Source organism: Vibrio sp. Hal054, from assembly GCF_037162405.1.
In the GTDB taxonomy this organism is placed as follows: domain Bacteria; phylum Pseudomonadota; class Gammaproteobacteria; order Enterobacterales; family Vibrionaceae; genus Vibrio; species Vibrio diazotrophicus.
In genome coordinates, this window is sequence record NZ_JARLUT010000001.1 from 2,562,959 (window position 1) to 2,587,213 (window position 24,255).

A 24,255-nucleotide genomic window follows, 5' to 3' on the forward strand; every position below is an offset into this window, starting at 1 on the left:
GAGATGGGGACGCACCACTCCCAGCAGGAGCAATGGCCCCCGTTTGGGTGGTAGTAGTTGACGCGCTAATGGCAATACCACTATCAGAAATAGTAATTTTGCGAATCAGGCGACGATTGGTTGAGATCGATTTTCACAGGCATTAAGTCCAGTGCTTCAGCTATCGGGCGAACCCGCTCTAAATCACTGCCTAGCAACCGCAATACATCTTTTTCCAACTTCAGTTGGTCGGATACTTCTATCCCTTCAGGACTCGCTACTGTGAGCGAACACAATGCTGGTAATTGACGCTTAAAGGCCAGTAACAGCAACAATGGCCACGGGCCATCATCAGTGTTAACAATGCCAGCGCCTTCACCTGACACCATGCTGATTTGATTGGTACTAGGTAATCCGCTTTTGCAAAACCCTAATGACCATTCTCCAATCCTGACCTGGTTATCATCAATAACAGCCAAGCCATAGGCTTCAAGCAGCTTTGCCATATCGAACAACGCTTTTTGCGCCAGCGAGATTTGGCCATTGACGTCCTTGCGAGTACGAAACTCCCAACTGACGTTATTGGCGCACGCGACGCTATCAAGCGCATTTGAGAGTTCAAATGGCCGCCCTTGATGATCAATGCCGACTTGTCCAACAAATCGATAACCCTTGTTGATTTTCTCATTGATTCTTCGGTCTGCTTCAGCCTTAGGATCAGTCGAATCAATCAATCGCTGCTGCGACAATTGACCTGCTTTTCCAAACCGAACTTCAATCTCCTGGTTATCTGATCCAACGTAAATGGCCCATTCTTTGGCTGTCCCATCAGAATGACGGTAACGGTAAAGAGCAAAGCACTTTTCCATCATCAATCCTCCCAATGGTCACCGAAGACATCAGCGGCAATACGGTGAATGGCTTCACGTTGCTCCAACTCAGCACGAGCCGTCAAAGACCGAACCAGTGCATACTCCACTGCGTTAGGAGCGCCTTTAAAAGCAAGTGTTAACTTTGCCCAGCGCACCAAGGTCCGAGTGGACATGGTGATACTGAGTTCTGCACCGCCATCCGCGCCCCCAATAAAAAGACGGCGAATGTCACCAGCCACTTTCACCATTTTTTGGCGAAAGACTTCTGGCAAGCCTGGCGCAACGTTCTCCAGAATGGCTTCCTCTACAGAAGGCTCTGCATAGGTCGCTTCGATGATTCTAAAGCGATCAAGAAAAGCCAAATTTTGTTGAAGCACACCTTGATACAAGCCCGTCTGGTCACCGCTGCCCGCACTGTTGCCGGTAGCGATAAAACGAAACTTGTTATGTGGAATGATGATCTCACCGCCATTTTGTGCGATGACCAACGGGGCACCTTCCAAAATGTCATTGAGCCCAGCCAATTCAGCAGGCTCAGCAAGATCCATTTCATTAATGATCAGCAAATGGCCATGCTTGACAGCCAGTGCCAGCGGTCCATACACAAAGGTCATGTTGCCATTAACCAGCGTGTGGTGACCGATAAGATCGGACAACTCCAATCGACCATGTGCAGTAATTTGCTGAACAGGCCAATTCAATCTAGAAGCAACTTGGCAAATTAGCGAGGTCTTCCCGCATCCAGTTGGGCCTGTAATATACAAACCGTCACCGTCTGGGTTAGACAAGAACGCCAATACGTCACGTAAGTCTTCTTTTCTAAAGACATACTCGTCCTTGCGAACGGGAATGTTTGGATGGGTAGTGTCGGCACTAAATCCTTCCAGAACGAAAGCATCAGGAGCCGGGACATTAAACGCTTGATTCACTTGAACCAAAAATGGGGATTGTTCAGTCATGGTAAACCTCATCAGTTTTGACGAGGCCCCATGCCCCAGCAGGGAATGAAGTCCCCGTCGGGTGGTGTGTTGATTGTGGTATGGCTGTGTATGTAAGAGTTCAGCTCGCTCTATCATTCGTACCCAGCATTGGCTACGAGTGAAACTGCTTTCTGATGCACTCGATGTAAGCGCATGAGAAAGGAGCCGAAATCGGCTCCAAGTGAACGTTAAAAATAAAATGAGCTCGGCGAGTCACCTGGCAGAACCAAGTTCTCTTGCTCAAGGCTGATTTTGATTGGTGTTTCAACGGGCTGCTCTGGCTTATTGGTGCTGATACGCAACCGCTCTTGTGGCGCTTTTCGATAAGCGGCTAAAACCTGTTCGTCCAGTTCGCCTAATTTATCGGTGGCCAATTGCTTATAGTCCACCGTGCCCGCCATCATGTAGCGGCTGAGTTTGACCCCAGCATAATCCGCATGAGCGTAATTACCCATCATAGCGACCAATTTTGACTGAGCGTCTCGCATTTCCTCTTTCAAAGATTTAATGTGATTTTCCAGTCGGACCACTTCGGCATGTGCTGAGCAATATTGCCGAGACAGCGATGTCCAGCGGTATTGGGCTTCACCCTTGGGAACAAAGCAATCTTGTTCAGGACATTTTGACGGTTCTTTTTTAGTTTGAACTAACTCCCAAAACTGAAGTTCCGTTTCTTGCAATTCAGTTAAGAACGCCGCGTCTCGTTGTATTTCAAACTCAATTAGTTGATCCTCAAAATAGAAAACCAACCAACCACGCGTGCTATTGGCGACCAGTATTTGATGCTGAACTTGCACCCAATACAACTGGTACGCCTCGCTTTGTTCTCGGTGAGCTTGCACATCCTCAAAAACTGACTGGCAAGGACATTTCAGTTCAACGGGTTCGCCCGCATCGTTGATGCCATCAAAGCTAGCTCGAAAGATTGCGTTATGATCGGCTTCTGCACATAACGGCAGAAGAAAGTCATTATGCGCATTCTCAAATGCTCGCCTTGCTTGAGGCTCCAACCGAATACCTCGAAGCACATTAGGATTATTCGACAGGTCTTCCGGTAATACGAATCCGGTTTTTTCTGCCCATAATCGCCAAGGTGTTTTGTAGGGTGAACGCCCCATAATAATTGGGGCTTCAGATGCCGTAACCCCTGCAATGCGCCACTGGTGCCATGCAGGAGTACGTTGTGATAGGTCGATAACCTTCATATTGCCTCCTTTGAGGGGAGACTCCCCCGAAGGAGAGAACTCCCCTTCAGGGTTAAGTGGTTACTTTGCAGCTTGTGCTAACGCTGTTTGGTGCTGAACAACACTTGCTTGAACCGAATCAATTGCCGCGATACCGGCTTGAATCGAACCTACGACAAGGGCAACAACCAATACCAAGCGAAAAAGTGAGGCTGATTTAGTCATGGAAGATCTCCAAAAAAAGACGAGACCTTCCCCCTGACGGGAGAATAATCCCGCCAGGGTTCGTAAAATGAATGCGTGGCGCTAAGAAGCTACAGGCTGTGTGAGCGCTTTGGCTGCTTGTTGCTGTGCATTAAATATTTCTTGTTTCGCAAACGTCAGTTCAACACCTTGAAAATGTTCATTGGCATATTCCAATGCACTATTCCATGCGTTTGAAGCTTCCGCCCGCTCGATAAGCTTGTAAACAAGCCCTTGGGTTCGATCATCAACTTGCTCAGGTGGAATCACAGATGACTCAACAACGTGTGTTGCTTGGCCTTCGATAATTCGCTCCGCTTCGTCTTGATCGAAAATTCCCACAAAGCCAAACGCAATGCGGGAACACTGGATCATCGATTTATGTCTTAGCATTCGCTTAGTGTGCGTCTGCCATGGACCATCTACACGGTAAGGGCCATTTTTGCCGTTACCTTCAAAAGGCGGTCGATAGACTTCATCCAGATACTCAGTGATTTTGACTGGGTGCGAACGGTCGCGCCGGTAGATGATGCATTCCATCCATTCAGGGCATTCTTTCGCGCCATCCAGTGAGACTTTGTTTTCTGAAGTCTTGAACTCCATGCCATCAAACTGGTCGTGTTGATTGATGATGCGAGACCATCCATCGACACCTACCACTGGGATAATCCCAGCTTGTTTATCAGGGAACGCAAAAATCTCTTTGGTGAAAGGGTTCAAGCCGTACTGATCTGCAACCACCAAGAGCGCCATCATCTGCTCATTGGTCGGTGCACTACCGTCACGTTGCTTGAATGCTGTTGCTTTTAGGGTATCGAACAACTTGTTTGGATCGACACTAAAGCGCTCAGCAAAGCGTTGGATTAGCTTTGGTTTTTCCATTGTGGACTCCGACAATCAAAGTGGGAGTCTGCCCCTGACGGGAAAGTACTCCCGGCTGGGTTAAAGGGTTTTGCTCGGTTAAAAATCTGGTTCAGGATAAGTTTGTGCCCAATTAGCTTGGGAGCTCGCATCATCCGCCGGTGATGGCTCAGATGCTTTGTTCACACTATCAAGAAGCAGAAACTCGTCCGCGTCCACTTCGGTCAATCGATGCTTAATGCCATCTTTCTCCCATGAGCGCGTGCGCTGAGGCCCTTGAACAAAAAGCTTCGCTCCTTTTTGGATTAAATCTTTTGCCCTGAGCCTTAACTTAAATCCACCACGATCTCGAAAAACGACCCGATGCCATTCCGTATGCTCTTTGAGCTCATTGGATTGACGGTCGCGCCATTTCTCAGAAGTGGCCAGCGAAATGCTGGTCACTAAATCACCTGATGGATAGGCTCGCGTCTCTGGCTCAGAGCCAACGTAGCCTATGAGTGTTACTTGGTTTTTCATGATGTTCTCCTCGTCTTAGTTGAACTCTGTGCACACAGTTGCTTCTGCCCGGCTGGGCAAAGAAGACTGACGGCGCAGATAGGTTGGTATTTCGAGTAAAGCCATGTCGTACTGATGTGGCTCTTTGTAAAACGCAGATATCAAACGGGGCATACTAGGAGCTTTAGGCACTGCCATTGGACGACGTTTTGGTGTTGGTGTGAGCAATCGCTTGATTTGAGTAAGTAAAAATCGAAACGGGCGCACGCTTTGACGAGCAAGAAATCGCAAAAGCGACCAGCTCAGTTTTGCAAGCAACATAATGCCTGCGATTTGGATAATAAATCCGAAGATATATTCCATTGGTGACTCCTTATGTTGGTTTTGAAGGAGTCACCCCCAACTGGGGAAAACTCCCCCAGTTGGGTGGTGAAAAGGCGAACCGTAAGGAACGCATGGTTGAGCATGTAAAAACATGCAGGCTATTTGTTTAAGGAGGCTAGCTACCTCTTAGTACCACTGAGAAAACTCAGCGGCGGGCTTCCTTTGAGCTAATGCTCTCAGGCGCAGATATCACTGAAACAGATCAGCAATATTTGATAGTCAGTGTAACCGTCTTATCCAGACAGGATAGTTAGAAAGATGCTCAATTCTTCCACCTAGCTGAAAGGCCATTACCTCACAGAGGATTAGTCTAGGGACTGATTATTGTCATATCAGGAGCAAACTTATGGCCCAAGCAAAACCCAATTACTCAAAACCCATCTTTGAACAATCATTCACAATTAACAGCTTACAGGCGCAACGTGTCGTTGACCGTGTTTTTAGGCGCACGGTCAGTGCGCTTTACGGAATCGATGTCATCCTACGCATCATTGGCGATGAGAACGAAATTGATGAAGTGGAACAGATCATTAGCCAGTTGATCGAGGATTGCGCTAAGGCGGTAGACAAAGAACAAGCTCGTTTGGACAAACTGATGGAGTCCAACGGCATCGATGAAGTACCTGACTACACCGACCCGATTACCTTCAACGCCAAAATCAGCTCGCCTCAGGTTGGCCAGTTTGTTGGCTTAGTGCGCAAACTCGATGCATTGATGATCTCAATGGACACACTCTGGTTATCTAGCGTGCTTAGCAACAAGCAACGTGTTGATGGCAACTACGCATGGCAACAGCGCATTATCAAACTGGCTCGACGCATTATTGATATCGAAATTCGAGCACGAAAATCAGCCCAAGCTAAGGGTAAAGAAGCAGAAGTTGAGCAAGCGGTGCCGTCAACCGATGACGATATCACTGAAGAGGAAACAGATACCCCCGCCAACTAGGCTCCCATCAACCAGCCCCTCTCGAAGGGGCTTTCAATAGACGACACCTAACTGTGCCTTATAACATCTCAGATAAAGCGATTCATAAGCCTCGGATTATCATTCCAAAGGGACTGTGTTCAGTGGGCTTTGTTAATGAGCTTTGTAACACGCTTCTGGACAAAAATGTTTTAGAACTGATGCTCTATAGTGATTCTGTCAGATTAATAAAAATATGTTGATGCCATACTCGTTTGTTATATTTCTGTCATCTGTATGCTGTAATCGAACAGATCGATAGATGCCTGATACTTTTTTATGTGTTTTAGTTCATCCCTCTTGAGCTTTTCTAAAATCTGGTCTTTAGTAGCTTTATCGATCATTGTGCCAAAACAAACCGATTTTATTGCTTCACTGGGCACTTTAAACATAGCCATAAAACTTGGTTCATTGACAAAGATTGAGTAATCAACGTCTGACTTAACCTTTAAAAGGCTACTCCCAGCATTGAATACTTCACAATCTTTCCATTTTATATATTTACTTTCATCTTTATCTCTACAATCAGGGCAACCAGAAAAATACCCTTCTGGTATTAAATTTACATCGGCGTCATCTAAACAAACCAATAGTCTGTGCTCTTGTTCATAAGCCCACTCTTTAGACTTATGAAAATAAGGCTCTATAAGAGAACTTTTACCTAGTTTGTCCACTCTAGTTTTGCGATACAGCACAGGCTGAAGCCCATAACCGCTTTTAGGTTTGGTAAAGAAAGGATTGTTATGATCAAACTCAATTATGATGCCTTTGTGCTGATCAGCATAATGAGACCACATAAGTAAGTTATCATTCTCTTCAGTAAAACTCATAATCCCATGATATTCATAAAAAGGTAATGCCGTTTCGATTTCAACCCACAAATTATCTATTTTTGTGCGTCTTAAATATTCGATAATTTCATTTCTTGTTTCCCCAAACTTAGAGTATTTATAACTAATACATAAGTCTGCTAGAAAGCCTAAAGAAGGACGCACCTCAAAAGGATCGTTTAGAGCTGTTTTATGCGAAGCTCGTAATAATAAGTTATCAAAAAACTCTACCCTTGCAGGCATGTATTTAAATATTGAATGAATCACAGTACCCTCTGAGAAATATAACGCACATTTTAGTATGTTTACTTTTAGCTATATGGTTTGTTGTTCTGTCAAATATATTTAATCAAAATCAATATGATAATTTGTCATAAGCATATTTTTGCATCGAGTAATCATATGGGTACTGCCGTTCAATTGACTTTCTTAATGAATCTCTTGGTAGAGAACTCATATACAATTTAGCTGATAACTGCTTATCATATGTGTACTTTTGCATAGCATAATCATTAGGATATACTCTAGTGGCTATCTTTGTTACCTCACTATCCTCTACCACAGACATATAGCGCTTCGCTGATAATTGTTTGTCATAAGTGTACTTCTGCATAGAGTAATCATTAGGATACTCTCTAGTGGCTATCTTTGTTACTTCACTATCCTCTACCACAGACATATAGCGCTTCGCTGACAACTGTTTGTCATAAGTATACTTCTGCATAGAATAATCATTAGGATATTCACGAACAGCAAACTCTTTAACTTCATTATCTTTTACACTTTCCAAATATTTGAATGCACGTAACTGCTTTTTGTAGACATAGCTTTGCATTTTTTGATCATTTGGATATTCATTCTTCGCAATATCAGCAATCTTGTCTTCCACAGAGGCAACAACAAAACATGACCACAATAAGATCACAGAACAATTGACTGACGTAATGATTTTCATTTTTTAACCTCAATATTATTTTTTAATAGATATATAGAGAGAAAACCTGATATCAAAAACATATCAACGTATTTGTTTTCATTCCGAAAATTACTTCTAATTCAATATAGATCGAAGCTATGAATAACCTCCATGATCCTAGCTACTTTTAGCAAAGATAAAAGTATGGCAAATCACGGTTCGGTGAAGAAATATATCAACTAGGCGTAACTTCGAGTGGGACATTTCCGAGTTAAAGCATTAAATCTAACTCGTCAGTTTCGGATTAAATTTCCTATGGTTAAACGTCACATTAAGATGTGAGCGATGCTTGGCTATACTTGAGCGAAGCGAAACCGAATTACTCTTAAATACTTGTTATAAGCGTTCAAGTTTTAGTGCAATACTTTCCAGAACTCTGTCTAAAGGCTCTCCTTTATCTTCAGAGATGAGGCTAAATATCGCTTGTTCTTCCATAACATGCTTAGATTTGACTCTAGCCCAATTTTCAGTGTTTAAGTCAATCACCAAATTATCAATATAGCCAGTGATCAGTTGTAAATTTGATAGCGTTGAACGGTAATAGTGTTGGCTAGCCCCTCGACAATTTAAGCAACTATCAACTTGAATTTTTTTGACCCTATTCGGATTGTTTGGGGATTCAAAAACTCCATGATATAGGTTAGCAATTACTCGAACTTGCCCTATAAACTCTTCGATAGTTTTTAGTATTGCATCTTTCTCGGCTTCATTGAGACCTACATGATTTTTACTTAGTTCATAAGTTTCCTCAACTAAATCAATAGCTGTACCATATAGATCATTGATTGCGTCAGACTGATACTTAAGATCATTTTTAAATTTGTTAAACCTAGTCGCTTCTTGTGGGTCGGTATAAACAAAATTTGGGTCTAAACAAAATATAAGTGAGTCTACATCATTTGAATTGCTATCAACAAAGATACCAGAACCTTGTTTGAAAAAGACTTGGAAGCGCTTTTCACACATATTTTTAAGATGAGCTTCTAACCACCTCAGTTTTATTCTCGCCTTAACTCCTGTGTCGATGTACTTTTCATATGAAGCATGTAACTTCCACTGGTTTACAGATTTTGTAGCTGCATCCGCAGCTTTCGCTGAAGAGCGTGCTGCTAACGCTGTTGCCAGTGCAGCTAGAGATGTTGCTATACCAGCAACCCAAGCTCCAACATTCGCAACCCCTTGGCTTTTCCAGTCGATAGATATCCACCATTTGATGAACAAATCGTATGGATTAAAGAATATTAATCCCAAAATCAGCCCCAAACAAAAAGGGAAACTAAATGATATAAAATTTGTTATTTTCTTGTCGTCACTCATTATATTTCCACAAAGCTTATAACTGTGTATTTATAATATTATTTACAGAAAATACAGACGCCATAGCAGCAACATCTATAGGTATTATTCTTCCTTCCACTCATAAATTGCAGAACGTGTCTGTATAATCACAGTTGCTCAACTAGGCTCATAATCTTCTATTAGTATATGTAGGTCAAGAACTGACATGAGAATGTGGTCTGGAATCCTGAGCTAAACAGTTTTGGGGCATGAACTCGTTAGCTGAAGCATGATCAAGCTGCTGCAATCACCAAGTGCTAAAATGGTTACTTTATTGCGTAAATGACGCACTAAAGTAACCAGTATGGTACGTTATAATAAAAGCCATTAGAGCTAAAGTTTACCCCTTAATACCTCTCGTATGATGCTCAATTATTCCCCGAAATTTCTTCCGTCGCCTCCTGACGCAGTTTCTGAGCATCCATTCCGTTTAGCCTTTCAATAGCTCTGTCTGCGGCACTTTGACGGTTTCCATCCACGTTTAGCGTACTTCCTGAGCCTGTGAGTCGTTCCAGATCCAGTGACGGTACTTCGGGTAGGTTGCCTGTTATTGACAAGATACCTATCCATTCGTCCAGATTGACTTGGCTCCAATCTACCTGGTTTAACTGACTCGCAGTCAAACCTTCACAGTTTGGTGACTTGGCACTGCCCCAACCAAGGCCCAATTGAGGACGTACTTGTTCTTGAATGATCCGTGAAAGTGGCGAAGTAAAACAGCAATATGACTGCCGTTTTTCAACACAGGCACCTAAGAACTTAGACTTGCAGTAAGAGCCTACATAGTGGCAACTCTTCAATACCCGCTTGGCGTTCATTTCAAACTCGCTCTGCTCACATTTCCAGATAAGCTGAATGAGGATCATAGTGACTGAATAAATCATGTAGGCCGTCATAACCGTACTCAGAACCGCGCCCGCAGCGCCCCCAGGGCAAAGTTACCACCCGAAACGACACCATCGGCTCCAACCGCACCACCAACGTTACTAAACAGTGCCGATTGCGCCCCCGAACCAAACGTAGAGCCTACCCACTCAGCCGTTTTGTTGGTCAACACCTGCATAAAGCCAGTCGCAGCTTGCTCAGCTCCCGCGCCAGCAGCCGTTGATGGCCCAGCCCCCATGAGAGAGTCCCATGCAGACACAAAAGGCTCTTTAACCGCACTCCAGGTACTGGTGATTGGTTCCCTGAGCGTATTCCACGAACCATAGATTGCCGAAGACGGATTCATGGCCATGACTGCCGTATCAAGCTTGTTGACCGCAACTATCATCGTGATGTAATCCGATAGCGACACGCCACTTGGCTTTTCACAGCAATCCACTATGCCGCCAACGGCTTTTTTGCACTGGCCAGCATTACCTTTAAAGACCGTACACTCGACGTTATCTTGGCCATCAGCTCCTGTGCATGACATATCATTGGTCATAAACTGCGCCGCATTAAGCATCGCAGCGGCCTCTGCAAAGTTAGCCTGCTTGATTGACTCTGGCTCTAAACAATCTGTGCCCATACAGCGAACTGGCCCCTCACAGTTGTATTGAGTTTCCATTCGAGCGTTTTGCACTTCAACGCTTTGTCCGCAGTCATACACCAAACTTTGGATATAACAGAAGCCTTCATGACCAGCCCCGCCTTCAGTGCATTCTGTTCTGACATACTGGCAGGCCGGGTTTTGCTCTAGCGCGGCACACGTATTGGTGGTCGTATTTTGTCCGTTATTGACGATGGTTTGTGTATTACCATTGGCATCTACCCAGCTATCTGAGCTGCCCATGTTGAACTCTGGATGAGAAGTCGAAGCATTGTAGGTCGCTCTTGCCCTCCAGCATGAGAGCCCCAGTCCATCAGAACTGCCGCGACTGGTTAAATGAGCAGGAGACGAAACAACCGCCGGATAAAGGCTTCCCAGATTGGTCAACTCGCCACTACCAACCGTTAACCCGTCGATTCGTTTTGTGCCCGTATCCAAACACTGCCACTGCACCGCAGTAAACTGATCCGTTTGCATCAAGCATTGGTCTATGCCCGGATCACTTGATTGATGAACAACGTCTTGCTCTAAGTATTTGCCAGAGAAGGCCAATGAAGCGCTCAGTTTCGCAGGAGCCAAACACTTCTGAACTTCTCGGCTACAGGTATCAAAATCGACTTTGTTCCAGCCGGACTCACATCTGGAACGAGTGACCTCTTGGGGTTCATGCCACGAAATAATCGACCCATTGACGACTTTACACAATGAACCAACCAAGGTTCCTTTTGGACACGTCATTTCAGGGTATTTAATGGACGGTTTCGTCTCTGTCACCGTTTCCTTATTGCCCGTCAGTGAGAGTGTCGTTTTCCAACCATTTGCCTTAGATGGCGACTCGGTGATTTTTATCTCAGTATTTTGATTATCAAACACTCTCAGCGCCGCGTTTCCAGTTTGCATGGTGCTGCTGTGCTGTGGAACAAAACTGAGCGTTTCAGAACTAAAACAACCACGCTCAATGGACCAGCTTTGTTGATGGGTTTCAGCGGATACACGTCGCTCTAACTGACACTGAGTAAGCGTGCTGATCTTTTCGCACACCTGGTAATCCGGTACATGCTTGGTTTCAGTAAATGGCGTAATCGTCTGAGTAGGCTCACATGCCTCAAAACTACTTGGTATAAGGTTGGATACCACACACTTTGGATCGCTGATTTGCAATCCACAATCATAGGTATCGGTAAAACGAATGCATTCACCTTTATCATTGGTCTCGGCACATTCTGACGACATGAATCCACAGGAAGGATTCGCTTCAAGCACTTGGCAGGCCTGATTTTCAATCCCCTTATAGCTTTCATCATCCACACTAACTTGTACACGCCGACACAAAGGCGATATGCCAGCCACTGGGCTTGGGGCAAAGTAGGATTCACAAACTGAAACACCATTGACCACCGTACATCCGTTGGTTGATGACGGCTGATCCGTACATTGAATGCTGTAGTCTGAAAACTTAGCCGGGATATCCGCTGCTTGTTCGATACAGGACTGTGGTGACCAACTATCATTCATCACCACCTTGGTTGGATCAAAGCGCACCTTGATACGTGCATACCCCTCACCACTACCCGTAACCGATACGCGAATTTTTACCGGCACTTCTAAACCGGGTTCTACCGCTTTTAGCCTGGCAGTGAGATCGGTATTTGGATTGCGCTCCCAACTGGTACTGAGCTCGCAGCGACCTGCCGTTTCTGGTGGAAAGTTATTGTTCGGCCCAGACCAGACTTTCTGATCGCCAAGCCAAACTTGCATGTAGTCATCCCATTTAGCGTACTCAAGAACGGCTGAGGTAATCGCATCGGGGTTCACGACTTTGAGTGTGATGGCCTGTTCAAACACTTTACAACGGCCACTCCAGTAGTTGTCGCCAATACGTCCTATCCAAACTTCAAGACACCCCTCACCACAAGAGCGAAGGTTCATCGGTCCTGAAACATGCTCAATAATGCCTGCCGTGTAATCGTGAGTAATAGTGCAGCTGTTAACCGCTGTATTGAGCCTGTCACATTGCTGGTAATTTGGGCTGCCTTCACCTTGAGACTCACAGCCGGGGAAGCTTTGGGTTAATAGATTGGGGTCAGTTTGAACCGCATCAGTTAATGCCCAAAGCGGATCATTGACCATATCTGGCCGCGACCTGTCTTTGATTTCCTGTAGCGAACGAAATGCTTCACCCGTAGCGCCACTTTCGGATGCCATGCTCTCTTGGCGCTGCGTCCCCAATTGATTCATGCTGGCATCAGAACCATAAACGCCCGTTAAGACATCCAATGAGCCCTGATCCATACCAGGGAAAAGCTCTTGCAAGTTAATCGTCTCATTTCCACTGCCATTCGGCACCGACAATGTATTGCCATTGAGTGCGGGCATCGTCCAGTTTTGCAGTAATTGCTTACCTTCTTGTTGTCCGCTTAGGCCGGATTGGCGCTGCACATCAGCGGCCACACCATGTAAGGGCAAGCACGCCATAGTGATTGATGAAATACCCGCTAACACTCGGGTAAAAAGTGTTGGTTTCATAGTTAACCTCCCGAGTTACAGCAGTCTTGCCAGCGCCACAAAATGTAGAGCGCATCTTCACCGGCACCGGGGATCGTTCGCCACTCTCCCCATTTCATGGTGCTTTCACCGATGACATGCGCACTTTCAGTTTCCGGTACAGGGAAGAACATACTCATCTTGTATTGGGATTTCGGCAGCATGGGTTCGATAACAGGTCGGCATAGCGCACTGTTCCCCATTGTTCGTCTTGCAAGACCACGCCTGTGTTGAGCCGCGATTGCACGCGCCGCTAAATGGCTGGTGTTTTCAGCTAATGAGCCAAAGGCTAAGGTGTGGCCAGATAACGGGTAGAGATGGCCCCAACTGCCAGCACACCAAAACAACTGGTCGATGGGTTTACCAAGCGTTGATGAAGCAGCGTCAGCGGTACAAGCTGATATAGCCAATGGATTGGCAACGGCAGCCGCTTCAGGCTGAGTAAAAAAGGCCAGTTCATCGTTCAGCCATGTTGGGTCCAATTCCGACAAATACATCAAGTCAAAGTCCATGTAACCATCGGCATCGCAATTGCCATCCATGAACAAATCGAGCATGACCAAAAGCGGAAAGGCGTAATAATGGTAATGGTAGAAAGCGAGATCACCGGTATCGTATTCACCCTCACCATGACCACCTTGCAATCGCCTATCACCTAACGGTAAGCGAATCCCTCCCAGTGAAGGTGAACAACCTGGCGTTCTGACCAGTTCAATCAAACGCGCTGGCTCCCACATGCTGGTAACAATACCTGGCCTTGGCACGCCTAAGTTGTCTTCACATAAGCAAAATGACTTGTTTGATGCGCCGCTAGGGACATTGCCGGAGCCAAGAGGAAGCCCTGCAACCCGGATAGGAAAAATGCATGACCAGCAAACATCCGTCAGCAACTTGCCGGACAATAACCCCGCGTCTGGGCAGGTCAGTTCGGCTTTTGCTGGAATAGATGCACCCAAGACAAGCATGACAACGAGAGTCCGCACCAGACGATACGTATTATTGAGCTTTTGCATGAACAAGCTCCTTTGCTGGAATTTCTTCTATTTCAAACGCGAGTCCCTTTGCTTGAACAAACGATGGGGTTACTTGCAAATCAAAGCGCTGCTTTAGCGAGGCATTGAGAAGGTAAACAGGACTGTCCAATGTCTTTTCGATCGCATTGAGGCGATTCCAGCCTTGCGCACGGTCGAGCTGCGTGGTGATAAGCGTAATGCGGCGCAGTGTCCTATCTTGCGTCTCAAGCCAATGCGCTACTGCGTCCACTTCTTCAGCGTTCGACGCATTAAACACCACAAGCTGCTGAGTGAACGGCAAGGCTTTTAGCGGGTTAATACGCGTTCCTGCTGGGATCAATGTTCGGCCATTGGCATCCAATAGTGGCCGCTGCATGACGATGGTTGGATCAACCATTCTTATCCGATACTGCGTGGCTTTGGGTAACTCAGTAAATGTTTGGCGAGACCAGAAACGCTCAATGGCTTTTTTCTTTAACGCGCCCAAGTCAATCGACTGTAAACGCTGCATCGCTACTTGCATCAAATCCGGTTCTAAAATCGAATGAATAGGACCGCGTTGACCCAATGAACCGGTATTGCCTGTTTCAATTTGACGCTGCAACCAGTCCTTGCTGTAAACCCCTAGTGCACTTGCAGTCACCTTGTCATCTTTTATGCGGAAAATGGCAGGCACGCTAGTCACCCGCCAGTGCACAAAGGCTTTCGGATCGATTCGAACCTGAGGAACAGGATCAAGCCCCGTCATCAGGGTATGCCAATCACGGATAGCCGCCCCCAAGGTCTTTCCTTCAGGAATTCCCCGAAACAACACAATAGCGCCGGTAGCACTGGCCTCTTTAAATAGCTGCTTCAGTGAGGAATCCCCCAGTGAAGACGACGCAAATATCAACCATTCATCGTTGTGTTTGCGCGACTTAGGTTGTTCAATCGGTGAAAAAGGCTCGATAAATTCAGATGAACCATCCACAGCACTTTGTAAAATGCTGCGGCTCATTTCGACGATCTTTTTGTCCTCATCAGACAACGGATAAGGCTCTTGTGCCCAGGACACTTGAACCCAAGCCAATGGAGCAACCAACAAAAATAAGAGGCATAGTCTTCTCATCTTCCACCTCCTACCAAAGCGGCCAAGCGCGACCGACAATCTGCTCGCGCTTAACTGCATTCCAATAACGGGAGTCGAAACTCGTTGCAGCCTCGCCGGAAAACCAATATTCGTTTTCTTGCAGCGTCAATGAGCGGCTAAATTGTGATTCCGCTACACCAAGACGCTGGGCTAATGCCATGCCGGTTGAGACTTCAGCACCGTTCACCAGCACATGCTCAGGCGTCACCTTGACTTCATCCCCAGGCATCCCTGTTAGGCGTTTCAGCATCCGAGTACCGTCGTTATATAACGGAGCGAGTCCTTTTGAGTGGAAGGCATACAGACCATCCTTAACGGGCTCTTTATTCCATAGGTCAATCAGATACACCGTGGTATCAGGCAGGCATCGCTCTTGCTGGGTATCGATACCTATTCGGTAGCGCATCATGGCGTAGGTGCCTACCACGGCCATGATTAACGCGAGAGCGGTCAACCGGATGAGATATGGCCGCCAAGGCATTCTTTTACGGAGTATCTGCATGAGACACCTCCTTTGAGCCTACTGGCACAAATACGGAATCATCAGCACCCACCACCGCTTGGGCATCCAGCACGATGAAACCGGCTGCTTTTAACTTTTCAATTTGCTGATTGGTCTGAAGCAACCTGGATTCGATGTCTTGTTCGCTGGCATTGGGGCCCAGTGACAACACCGCCTCCCCAAAATCCACGACTGCAATGGGCGTACTTAACGCCAACTGGCTGTGGATGGGTTCGAGTGTTTTCATTAAAAGCCAGCTGGTCATTAAACCGCTACCAGCAATAGACAAAGTAATAGAGGCCATAAATGGCCAAAGCGTGGTCTTATTCATAGCCTCGCTCCTTCAACAACTGAGAGATGGCATCAGCAACAGAAAGGCCTTTGCGCGTTAACTGCTTAATCGCGTTTACATCTTCTGCACGGGACGAGTACAACAGCTTGTGAAACGGATCGACGATGAGGCGGCCAATCCCGGTGCCCATCTCGGTAATAAAGAAAATTTCGGAATAGACACCCGTGACGGTATGAACGGTTTTCAGGTATTCGTAGCCGCCTTCACCTAGTGGCAAGCGACCTTCTTTTTTGAGTGCGTTGATGGTTTCAGCTTTTTGGCCAAGCAGGTACATATTGGCCGAGTTTTCAGCGATAGCTTTACCTGTAGGGCTGTCATACAAATCGTTGACCGACTGCGTTACCGTTACAGCACTGCCGCCATATTTTCGAAATCGCCGGTAACCCGTCTCGATGAACTTACCGACATCACCTTGAGTCAGCAGATCCCAGGCTTCGTCAATGAACACAATCTTGCGACGATCCCGCTCACCTAAGTACATCTCTTGTTGGATTTGGTAGATAAGCTGAAGCAACACCACTTGTTGTAGGTGCTTGCGCCCCTTGAGCTCTTCTAACTCCAAAACAGTGAAACGGTTTTTGAAGCGAATATTGTTGTGACCATTAAAGAAACGGCCATATTCGCCCTGTGTCGTAAATGGATAGAGCTGCTCCCCCACGTCTTGCACACGTCGGTCTTCGTGGTTTTTCAAGGCCTCTGCCACATCATCAACCAACATGGCACGACCTTTTTTCTCCCACAGTTCACGGGTCTGACGCTTTAGATTGGCCATCTGAAAATCGGTTAATGACTGCGTAGGTGCGGCCATTGCTGCCAATAACCCAACCAACACATCCGCTTCTTCGTCATAGTCCTCAACGATTTCAAACGGATTCAAGCAAATGCCACTGTCTCGCCCGAACTGTAAGAACTCACCGTCATAAACTTCACACAACTTTTCATAGGAGCGGCCAACATCAATCACCCAGCATTGTCCGCCTTCAGATAAGTAGGAAGAGATGATTTCGTTCACCAGGAATGACTTACCCGATCCCGATTGCGCCGCGATGCAACAATTGTAATTACTGCCCGAGTCATAAAGGGACACACTCATGATCTGGCCATTGCGGGAAACAAAGTTAATCACCGGCGTGCCAGTGCCTTTCCAATCCGCAAACAAAGGCAACAGAGGGATGATATGCCGTGTCGCCATGGTCTTGAATCGAAACAAGTCGTTCATCGCCTGGCGGTCAGCACCAAATGGCAAGGCATTCAGGAAAATGGGCAAACAGAAGTACTTGTCTTCCATCAGCTCAAATCCGAGTTCTTTGAAATAGGTTCGAGCATTTGAAACAGAGCTGATCGACGCTTCTTCTGTTGGTGAAAACAGCGTTAAGGTCATATTTGCCCGAATAGGACGATCACCTTCTTGCAAGGCTTCAAAAAGAACATCAAATCCCTTTTTCTTGGCTGCAAGCACCGGCACAAACTTGAGCATCGGGCCATAGGCCTGATTGACCGCCCATTGACGCTTCGTCTCTAAACGAGATCGCATGGCCTCGGCTGAGGGAAAGTGAATGGTAACATTCAGCAAAAAGCTGCCGCGTAAACCGCGACTGCCCGTCATCATATCGCCCGCAAAACTTGCGGCATGACCAAACCAGATCCGCTCAGGCAAGCGTTTAAACGATAAGGTTTTAACTCGGTAATCACCCAGCATCAGACCTTGGCTATCCACCTTGATAGCTCGGTCATAATCCAACACTTGCTCTCGAAGTGGTTTATCTGCCTCACTGCGGATTGGTGATGGATTGCGCCAGGAAGCATCTTTTCCCCAGTTAAGCTGCGCACTTAATGCCGCGAGCCAGTTTCGGTCAGTCATCTCAGTAACGCGAAAACCAGCCGTTGCCAGCGCTTGCGAGAAAGAAGCCCGAAGCGCGGATGCTCGACTCAACTCACGCTCCGTCGGTATAGGACTTTCCAAAGGCAATTTGCAGGTGACGATCAGTTGAAAGTTGCGTACCTGAGTCTGGGTCGATTCTTCTATCGGTTGAACCGTGCCCCCATCGAGGAAATCCGCACGTTTGCGTATCGACGCCCTAAGCAATGGATCGGATTGACGATGCCGTAAGCCCATCATGCGCTGAAGGTCGGTTTGAATATCAGGGGATGCGTACAGGCCAAATTGCAGCAAAGTGTCTTTTGGCCAGTCGTTGTTGAGTAGAACATTAACCCTGTCTGCAACAGACTCATCACCACCCGGCAATGGGTCACATAGAAAACCAAAGCCAACACTCTGGTCTTCCATGAAAAACAGTTGCTCATCGTCGGAATAGGCCAATACTGGCAAGAGCTCTGAAGCGCGTTGCCCTGAATACAGAGAGGCTTTCATTAACGCCCCTCCAACCAAGCAGAAAGATCATAAGGACGGCCTCGGCTGATGCGACCATCATTGGCGACGATGAAAGGCACACCTTGAATGCCTAGGATTTGAGCCGTCACCAAGGTACGCTGCATTGGTTCTAAGTTGCAGGCATCATCCTGTTCTAGGTTACCAATCCGGCCATTCAGCAATGCATCGGTGGCCGCTTTTTTGTCACGCGCACAGCCAAGCTGGCGAACCTGACGCTCTGAATCAGGACCAAGCACTGGCACAGGGAGTATTTGGAAGGTGTATTCTTTGGTTAACGGTAAAGCTTGTTTCAAAAGCTCATGGCAGTGCGGGCATCGTGGATCAACAAAGACCACCACTTTCTTTTTGCCTTCGCCCAGCGTCAGTGGGTTCAAATCATCCATTTTTAAGCCAAGGCGACTTAAATCCAGAGTGTTTCCCGCTTCTCGAATTTCTTCAAGGCTGGTAAGCGGCTTTTTGGACCAGGCATCATAGAGTGTACCATCAATGACGAACCGGCCACTGCCTGACATGAAAACAATACGGCCATTGCTTTCGACCGCTTTCATACCCGTGACAGGCAAAGAAACCATGCCGTCAATTTTGCCAACGGGCGACACTTCAGACACAGGTTCAGCTTGAACCAAAGGAGACAGCGCAAGCGTCAGAATAATTGGAGATAGTTTTCGCATGAGGAGTCCTCGTTAATGTAAATCGAGGCTCCAGTCTATGCAGTTGTCCTATGTGGACTCGGTTAGATAGATTGAAGAAATCAGCATCTAGCTGAGGGTAGCTTCGCTTGAAAATCAGTGAGACAAGGTGGAAATTAGATTACAATTTAACCATTAAATCTGATGGGCATTGACACAGATTATGCACCGCTGAATTTGTGGTACTTACAGTATGATTTATTGCCGATAAAACTGGCTCATTTCATGCTATTGAGAACCAAAGATAAGAGAATCAGGACAAAAAATTGGCTACGGATAATTTACTTAACCTCAACGATGTTCCCATACCTTGCGGTCTGATCCGGGATGGTATTGTTTTCAAGAACAGTTTATTTGATAGCTTCCCTAAAGAAGCTCAAAGTCATTTCGAAGAATTGGCAAGTAATTTTGGCTTTGTTGCGTAATTCGGTCAGAGAACCAAACTGCCTGCAATTGGTTGATTCTTATACAATACACTGAGTTTCAGGCATACCAAGCCCTGTAAGTTTGTTCAGCGCTTTAATCATCGCGTAAGTTTCACCAACCTGAGCATTGTAGTTTCTCAGACTTAATCGCCCACCTAACAACTGCTTCACTCGATACATTGCTGTCTCTGATAGTGAGCGTTGATGATAGCCGTACCGCTTTTTCCACTTATTGTTGGAGCCGTAGAGCTTCTGGCAACCTACCGCTAAATTCCTAGGGTGACCATTCTCCCAGAAGGCTGCCCCTTCTCTTGGAGGGATGAGTGGAACAGCTCGCTTGAACCGTATGGCATCGTAGCAATCCCTTGTGTCATAAGCGCCATCGCCAGATATCTCGATAATTCTTCGGCGGGTTTGCTTGAGCAAGTTAGGGAGGACTTCTGCATCGGTAACATTAGATAAACTCAGTTCTGCCGCGACGATTTCGTGAGTGCTGGTGTCTACCGCTAAATGCAACTTTCTCCAGACTCTACGCTTCCCGTCAGTACCATGCTTCTTGACCTTCCATTCACCTTCGCCATAAACCTTGAGACCTGTTGCATCAATAGCTAGATGCTGTATTGCACCTCTACTCTTTGGTTTAAATGAAACCTCGACTTGCTTAGCTCTTCGACTGATACAACTGTAATGTGGGCAGACTATAGGGACGTTAGCCAATGAAAAAACAGAATCGATAAACCCTTGCAATGCTCTCAACGGCATTGAGAAAACTCGTTTCACCATAAGCGCAGTAGTAATGGCTAAGTCGCTGAACTGACGAGGTCTACCTCGTTTATTTTGTTTGCTCTGCTTCCACTGGCGAATGGCTTCTTCATCAATCCAGAAAGTGAGTGAACCGCGGTTGATTAAGGCTTTGTTGTACTGTTTCCAGTTCGTTGTTTTGTAGCGAGGTTTCGGCATGAGACTAGGATGATTAACTTACTTAGCCGATCAGATCGCAACCTTCTGATTTAGTTCCCTCGAATTACGCAACAAAGCCACATCAATGTGGTATTTCCCTGTTCCGGCTTGTGAGTAGCCAAAAGATGCCGTTTAAATGGCGTCTTCCAGCAACCAATCCTTATCTTCTGACGGAAGCCAGAAGCACAGTGACTTCAAGATACTCAGATGTTGCTATGGCCGTTGGCCTTGATTAAACGGAGAGCCGTATGCGCTGAAAGGTGCACGTACGGTTCGGAGAGGAGAGGCAGAGAGATAGTTCGACTACGCTCTGTCTCTTACTCTACTAGCCACAAGCGAAGGCTGGCTGTACTTGGCGGTAATTATTGACCTTTACTCAAGACAAGTAATTGGATGGTCTATGGATACCAGAATGACGGCTACGCTGGTCTGTGATGCGCTATCAATGGCGTTGTTCCGTCGCGGATTCCCCGAGCAGGTTATCGTTCATAGTGATAGAGGTAGTCAGTACTGCTCAAAAGATTATCGAGATCTCATAACTGCTTATAATCTAAAGCAAAGTATGAGTAGGAAAGGAAACTGCTGGGACAATGCTTGTGTTGAGAGCTTCTTCCATTCTATGAAAGTGGAAGCGATACAATATGAGCCAATTATGACGAGAGACCAGATGCGCCAAACGATCTTCGAGTACATAGAGGTTGATTATAATCGGACGAGAAGGCACAGTGCTCTTGGGTATCTAAGCCCAGTTAACTTTGAACAGCAAAATGTCGCTTAATGAAGTGTCCAGTCTGGCTGGAGCAGATCATATTGTCAAAGTCAACGAGGCGTTCAAAACTGTTTTTGGCTATGATGAGCCTGATATTTTAATGAAAAATCCATCTTTCCTTCGCGATGATTTAAATCAGGTAGAGCTAATCAAAAAAGCTTTTATTGAAATCGAAAAAAGTGGTCACTGGAGTGGCGAAATTGCTGTTCGAAAAGCATCCGGTGAGATTATTCATACTTGGCAATCAACATCTTCAATTGTAAAAAATGGCAAAATACAGGGCTTTATTACTACATTTTCTGACATTACCACTCATGTCAATGAAATTGAAAAGGTGCGCTTTCTAGCTTATCACGACTATTTAACGGCATTACCGAATAGAATGCTTTTGGAAGATAGGTTTGAGCAATTAAAACGACACTTAAATCGCAACAAATCAAATCAAGAAAGTACTTTTAATATAGTTTTTATTGATTTAAATAACTTTAAGATTATAAACGACACTCATGGTCATGCTTTTGGTGATAAATCTCTGATATCGTTCGCTAAAGCATTGCATGAATCAATAAGGGAAGAAGATACCGCTTCCAGAATTAGTGGGGATGAATTTGTTTTACTACTGGAACAACAAGAGCATCCTCTTGACGTTAGTTTGTTTTTTGAACGTTTAGATAAGAATGTGGCGCGTCAACTTAAGGAAAATAATTGTCCAATAAAACTAGAATACAGTTTTGGATTAGCAACATACCCAAATGATGGCGAATCACTAAAATCTCTCTTACACGTAGCAGACAATCGTATGTATGATATGAAAAAGGCTTTGTTGCTTAAATCGATGGAACTAAATCAAGAAGCTACGATCTGATCGGCTACACCCATTAATCGTCGTAGCCTCATGCCCAAACCTCGCTATAAAACAACCAACTGGAAGCAATACAATCAAGCCTTAATCAATCGTGGCTCGCTGACCTTCTGGATTGACGAGGATGCTATCGCCAAGTGGGAAGCCAAGGTCGAGCAACCAAGGAAAGGTCGCCCACACGTATTTAGCGACTTAGCCATTACCACCGCGCTGATGGTTAAACGCGTTTTCTCTATGCCGCTGCGAGCGTTACAAGGTTTTATCAACTCAGTGTTTAAACTGGCTGATATTCCGCTTTCGTGTCCACATTACACTTGTATCAGCAAACGCGCAAAAACCGTCAAGATTGCTTTTAAAACCAAGACTCGCGGCACCATTGAGCACTTGGCTATCGACTCGACGGGCTTAAAGGTTTACGGCGAAGGCGAGTGGAAAGTGAAAAAACATGGCACAGATGGCAAGCGCCGAGTGTGGCGTAAGCTGCATATTGCTGTGGATACGGATAGCCATGAAATTATTGCCGCAGAACTGAGTTTATCCGGTGTAACAGACGCCGAAGTCATGCCGAATTTGCTCAAGCAAACCCATCGGAAAATCCGCAATATCTCAGGTGATGGTGCTTACGACACAAGAGCCTGTCACGATGCTGTGCGTAGAAAACGCGCTTTAGTACTCATTCCACCGAGAGAAGGTGCCGCACTCTGGGAACAAGGGCATCCGCGTAACTTAGCGGTCAGTTGGCAACAGCTTCATGGTTCAAATAAACAGTGGAAGAAGCGCTATGGTTACCATCGTCGGTCAATCTCAGAAACGGCCATGTACAGGGTGAAGCAACTACTCGGTGGCAGACTAAGCCTGCGAAATTATAACGCTCAAGTTGGTGAGACTTACGCTATGATCAAAGCGCTGAACAAGCTTACAGGGCTAGGTATGCCTGAAACTCAGTATGTTGTTTAAGAACTGAACAACATGGGGCTACCATGTCTTCTCATCGAATTAAGCAACAAAGCCACATCGACATTGAAACGTGTGAGCAATGCGGTGGTGCTGTTAAGGTTATAGCGAGCATCGAAGATCCATTGGTGATCCAAAAGATACTTAGTCACCTGAATACAAAAAATGACGATGTCGTCGAGCTATTGCCCCCACAAAGTCGAGCACCGCCTCAGATAAGTCTGTTTGAATAAAAGCCGTTCATCATCATAAACAAAACTCGTTTGCACAACAGCGGGAGGCGCTTGTCTTGAATTCTGAATTACGTAGAAACAGTTGATTAATAGACGAAAAATAGCCGACTTTCACTCCATTAAGAATATAAAATAGATGTCAATATGGAAAATATGAGGCATCATGTATTTTGATTTTAGGAAAAAATGACGTTTTATTTTACCTATACTCCAAATCTCGTATTTCTCTGCCACTCTTCTTGCACCCAAAACCCGCTGTCGTGTTATCTGAGCGTCACACAGCAAAGAGCTATTTGCACGAACGATTGGTGGAACTAGGGGTCATTTAACCGGCCTTTTTCAAGCCCATAAAAAACGCGCTAACAGTGATGCTAGCGCGCTTTTTTCATTCTACTTTGTCATGATAAGCACGCGATTGTGCTTATCATGAGATAAGGCTATTGCTTTCCGCTATAGCCAAATTCCACTGCCGTTCGCGTATAGAAGATTTTTATGTCTGCTTGCTCCAAACGTTCCAGTAATTGAGTTTCTTGCTCAGGTGACGCAATAAAGGTGATCTGCACTGGCTCATCGGAATCATCCAACCAAGTTTTGCTGTGTGTTTCACCGTGCTGACCGACGCCCATTAAACCGCTGGATACCGTAGCCCCAGGTAACGCTAGCTCGGCCGCCAATGCCATCAAATATTCAGGCACATTATGATTTTGGTACGCTCGTCCATAATAGGTATAAAACGTAATCTGAGATCCTTTCATAAACCACCTCTTAAAAATAGAACACTCTAG

23 protein-coding genes and 3 pseudogenes are annotated in these 24,255 nt (G+C 45.8%); 7 read left to right on the forward strand and 19 right to left on the reverse strand.

Annotation, left to right across the window (positions count from 1 at the left end; genetic code table 11):
* Window positions 1-83: 83 nt before the first annotated feature.
* The 7 genes from P4S58_RS11890 to P4S58_RS11920 form a co-directional block, all read right to left on the reverse strand.
* Window positions 84-851 (reverse strand): hypothetical protein, encoded by a 768-nt coding sequence (locus P4S58_RS11890; RefSeq protein WP_337164082.1) that lies wholly within the window; start codon window positions 849-851, stop codon window positions 84-86.
* Complete coding sequence (locus P4S58_RS11895; RefSeq protein WP_088585950.1) at window positions 851-1,810, reverse strand: AAA family ATPase; 960 nt, start codon at window positions 1,808-1,810, stop codon at window positions 851-853. The genes P4S58_RS11890 and P4S58_RS11895 overlap by 1 nt, the downstream gene beginning before the upstream one ends.
* A 209-nt stretch (window positions 1,811-2,019) precedes the next feature.
* Window positions 2,020-3,036, reverse strand: coding sequence for a YqaJ viral recombinase family nuclease (locus P4S58_RS11900; RefSeq protein ID WP_337164084.1), 1,017 nt, complete (start codon window positions 3,034-3,036; stop codon window positions 2,020-2,022).
* Window positions 3,037-3,096: 60 nt separating this feature from the next.
* On the reverse strand, window positions 3,097-3,240 hold the full coding sequence (locus P4S58_RS11905; protein ID WP_008844794.1) for a hypothetical protein: 144 nt from the start codon (window positions 3,238-3,240) through the stop codon (window positions 3,097-3,099).
* 81 nt (window positions 3,241-3,321) lie between these two features.
* On the reverse strand, window positions 3,322-4,140 hold the full coding sequence (bet, locus tag P4S58_RS11910) for a phage recombination protein Bet (protein ID WP_337164086.1): 819 nt from the start codon (window positions 4,138-4,140) through the stop codon (window positions 3,322-3,324).
* 78 nt (window positions 4,141-4,218) lie between these two features.
* Window positions 4,219-4,638: a single-stranded DNA-binding protein gene (locus tag P4S58_RS11915; RefSeq protein WP_337164087.1), complete on the reverse strand. Its 420-nt coding sequence runs from the start codon at window positions 4,636-4,638 to the stop codon at window positions 4,219-4,221.
* A gap of 15 nt (window positions 4,639-4,653) precedes the next feature.
* A complete protein-coding gene (locus P4S58_RS11920; RefSeq protein WP_337164089.1) occupies window positions 4,654-4,980 on the reverse strand; it encodes a plasmid-related protein in 327 nt (108 codons plus the stop codon).
* Between the two features lie 367 nt (window positions 4,981-5,347).
* Between P4S58_RS11920 and P4S58_RS11925 the strand changes: the two genes are divergently transcribed.
* Window positions 5,348-5,950: a hypothetical protein gene (locus tag P4S58_RS11925; RefSeq protein WP_193284104.1), complete on the forward strand. Its 603-nt coding sequence runs from the start codon at window positions 5,348-5,350 to the stop codon at window positions 5,948-5,950.
* A gap of 236 nt (window positions 5,951-6,186) precedes the next feature.
* Here the strand turns inward: P4S58_RS11925 and P4S58_RS11930 are convergent, their stop codons facing one another.
* From P4S58_RS11930 to P4S58_RS11975, 10 genes and pseudogenes are all read right to left on the reverse strand, one after another.
* Window positions 6,187-7,065 (reverse strand): DUF2971 domain-containing protein, encoded by an 879-nt coding sequence (locus P4S58_RS11930; protein ID WP_337164091.1) that lies wholly within the window; start codon window positions 7,063-7,065, stop codon window positions 6,187-6,189.
* A gap of 88 nt (window positions 7,066-7,153) precedes the next feature.
* Entirely contained in the window at window positions 7,154-7,753 is a 600-nt protein-coding gene (locus P4S58_RS11935; protein ID WP_337164092.1) for a hypothetical protein, read from the reverse strand.
* 357 nt (window positions 7,754-8,110) lie between these two features.
* A complete protein-coding gene (locus P4S58_RS11940; protein WP_337164093.1) occupies window positions 8,111-9,091 on the reverse strand; it encodes a hypothetical protein in 981 nt (326 codons plus the stop codon).
* 389 nt (window positions 9,092-9,480) lie between these two features.
* Window positions 9,481-13,172, reverse strand: a pseudogene (gene traN / locus P4S58_RS11945) (conjugal transfer protein TraN).
* Window positions 13,173-13,174: 2 nt separating this feature from the next.
* On the reverse strand, window positions 13,175-14,203 hold the full coding sequence (locus P4S58_RS11950) for a TraU family protein (protein WP_337164094.1): 1,029 nt from the start codon (window positions 14,201-14,203) through the stop codon (window positions 13,175-13,177).
* Window positions 14,187-15,311 carry a TrbC family F-type conjugative pilus assembly protein gene (locus P4S58_RS11955; protein WP_337164095.1) on the reverse strand — a complete coding sequence of 375 codons (1,125 nt, stop codon included), beginning with the start codon at window positions 15,309-15,311 and terminating at the stop codon, window positions 14,187-14,189. Before P4S58_RS11955 ends, P4S58_RS11950 begins: the two co-directional genes overlap by 17 nt.
* A 10-nt stretch (window positions 15,312-15,321) precedes the next feature.
* Window positions 15,322-15,834: a S26 family signal peptidase gene (locus tag P4S58_RS11960; RefSeq protein WP_252625354.1), complete on the reverse strand. Its 513-nt coding sequence runs from the start codon at window positions 15,832-15,834 to the stop codon at window positions 15,322-15,324.
* Window positions 15,818-16,165, reverse strand: coding sequence for a hypothetical protein (locus P4S58_RS11965; protein ID WP_001044650.1), 348 nt, complete (start codon window positions 16,163-16,165; stop codon window positions 15,818-15,820). Before P4S58_RS11965 ends, P4S58_RS11960 begins: the two co-directional genes overlap by 17 nt.
* Window positions 16,158-18,557 (reverse strand): type IV secretion system protein TraC, encoded by a 2,400-nt coding sequence (gene traC, locus P4S58_RS11970; protein WP_337164097.1) that lies wholly within the window; start codon window positions 18,555-18,557, stop codon window positions 16,158-16,160. Before traC ends, P4S58_RS11965 begins: the two co-directional genes overlap by 8 nt.
* Window positions 18,557-19,249, reverse strand: a complete 693-nt coding sequence (locus P4S58_RS11975; RefSeq protein WP_337164099.1) for a DsbC family protein — start codon at window positions 19,247-19,249, stop codon at window positions 18,557-18,559. Before P4S58_RS11975 ends, traC begins: the two co-directional genes overlap by 1 nt.
* 284 nt (window positions 19,250-19,533) lie before the next feature.
* On the opposite strand from P4S58_RS11975, the gene P4S58_RS11980 reads away from it, so the two are divergent.
* Complete coding sequence (locus P4S58_RS11980; RefSeq protein WP_337164100.1) at window positions 19,534-19,692, forward strand: hypothetical protein; 159 nt, start codon at window positions 19,534-19,536, stop codon at window positions 19,690-19,692.
* 39 nt (window positions 19,693-19,731) lie between these two features.
* Here P4S58_RS11980 and P4S58_RS11985 read toward each other — a convergent pair whose 3' ends face one another.
* On the reverse strand, window positions 19,732-20,652 hold the full coding sequence (locus P4S58_RS11985) for an IS5-like element ISVpa3 family transposase (protein WP_004393974.1): 921 nt from the start codon (window positions 20,650-20,652) through the stop codon (window positions 19,732-19,734).
* 319 nt (window positions 20,653-20,971) lie between these two features.
* Here P4S58_RS11985 and P4S58_RS11995 point away from each other — a divergent pair.
* The 5 genes and pseudogenes from P4S58_RS11995 to P4S58_RS12015 form a co-directional block, all read left to right on the forward strand.
* Window positions 20,972-21,430: pseudogene (locus P4S58_RS11995) on the forward strand (IS3 family transposase); the annotation flags it as partial.
* On the forward strand, window positions 21,420-22,286 hold the full coding sequence (locus P4S58_RS12000; protein ID WP_337164102.1) for a sensor domain-containing diguanylate cyclase: 867 nt from the start codon (window positions 21,420-21,422) through the stop codon (window positions 22,284-22,286). The pseudogene P4S58_RS11995 and the gene P4S58_RS12000, both read left to right, overlap by 11 nt.
* Window positions 22,287-22,316: 30 nt before the next feature.
* Window positions 22,317-23,240, forward strand: coding sequence for an IS5 family transposase (locus P4S58_RS12005; RefSeq protein ID WP_337164103.1), 924 nt, complete (start codon window positions 22,317-22,319; stop codon window positions 23,238-23,240).
* Window positions 23,241-23,263: 23 nt separating this feature from the next.
* Complete coding sequence (locus tag P4S58_RS12010) at window positions 23,264-23,470, forward strand: hypothetical protein (RefSeq protein WP_443089011.1); 207 nt, start codon at window positions 23,264-23,266, stop codon at window positions 23,468-23,470.
* A 209-nt stretch (window positions 23,471-23,679) separates the two neighbouring features.
* Window positions 23,680-23,799 (forward strand): annotated as a pseudogene (locus tag P4S58_RS12015) (isopenicillin N synthase family oxygenase); the annotation flags it as partial.
* Window positions 23,800-23,907: 108 nt separating this feature from the next.
* Here P4S58_RS12015 and P4S58_RS12020 read toward each other — a convergent pair.
* On the reverse strand, window positions 23,908-24,225 hold the full coding sequence (locus tag P4S58_RS12020) for a DUF190 domain-containing protein (protein ID WP_337164104.1): 318 nt from the start codon (window positions 24,223-24,225) through the stop codon (window positions 23,908-23,910).
* Window positions 24,226-24,255 lie beyond the last annotated feature (30 nt).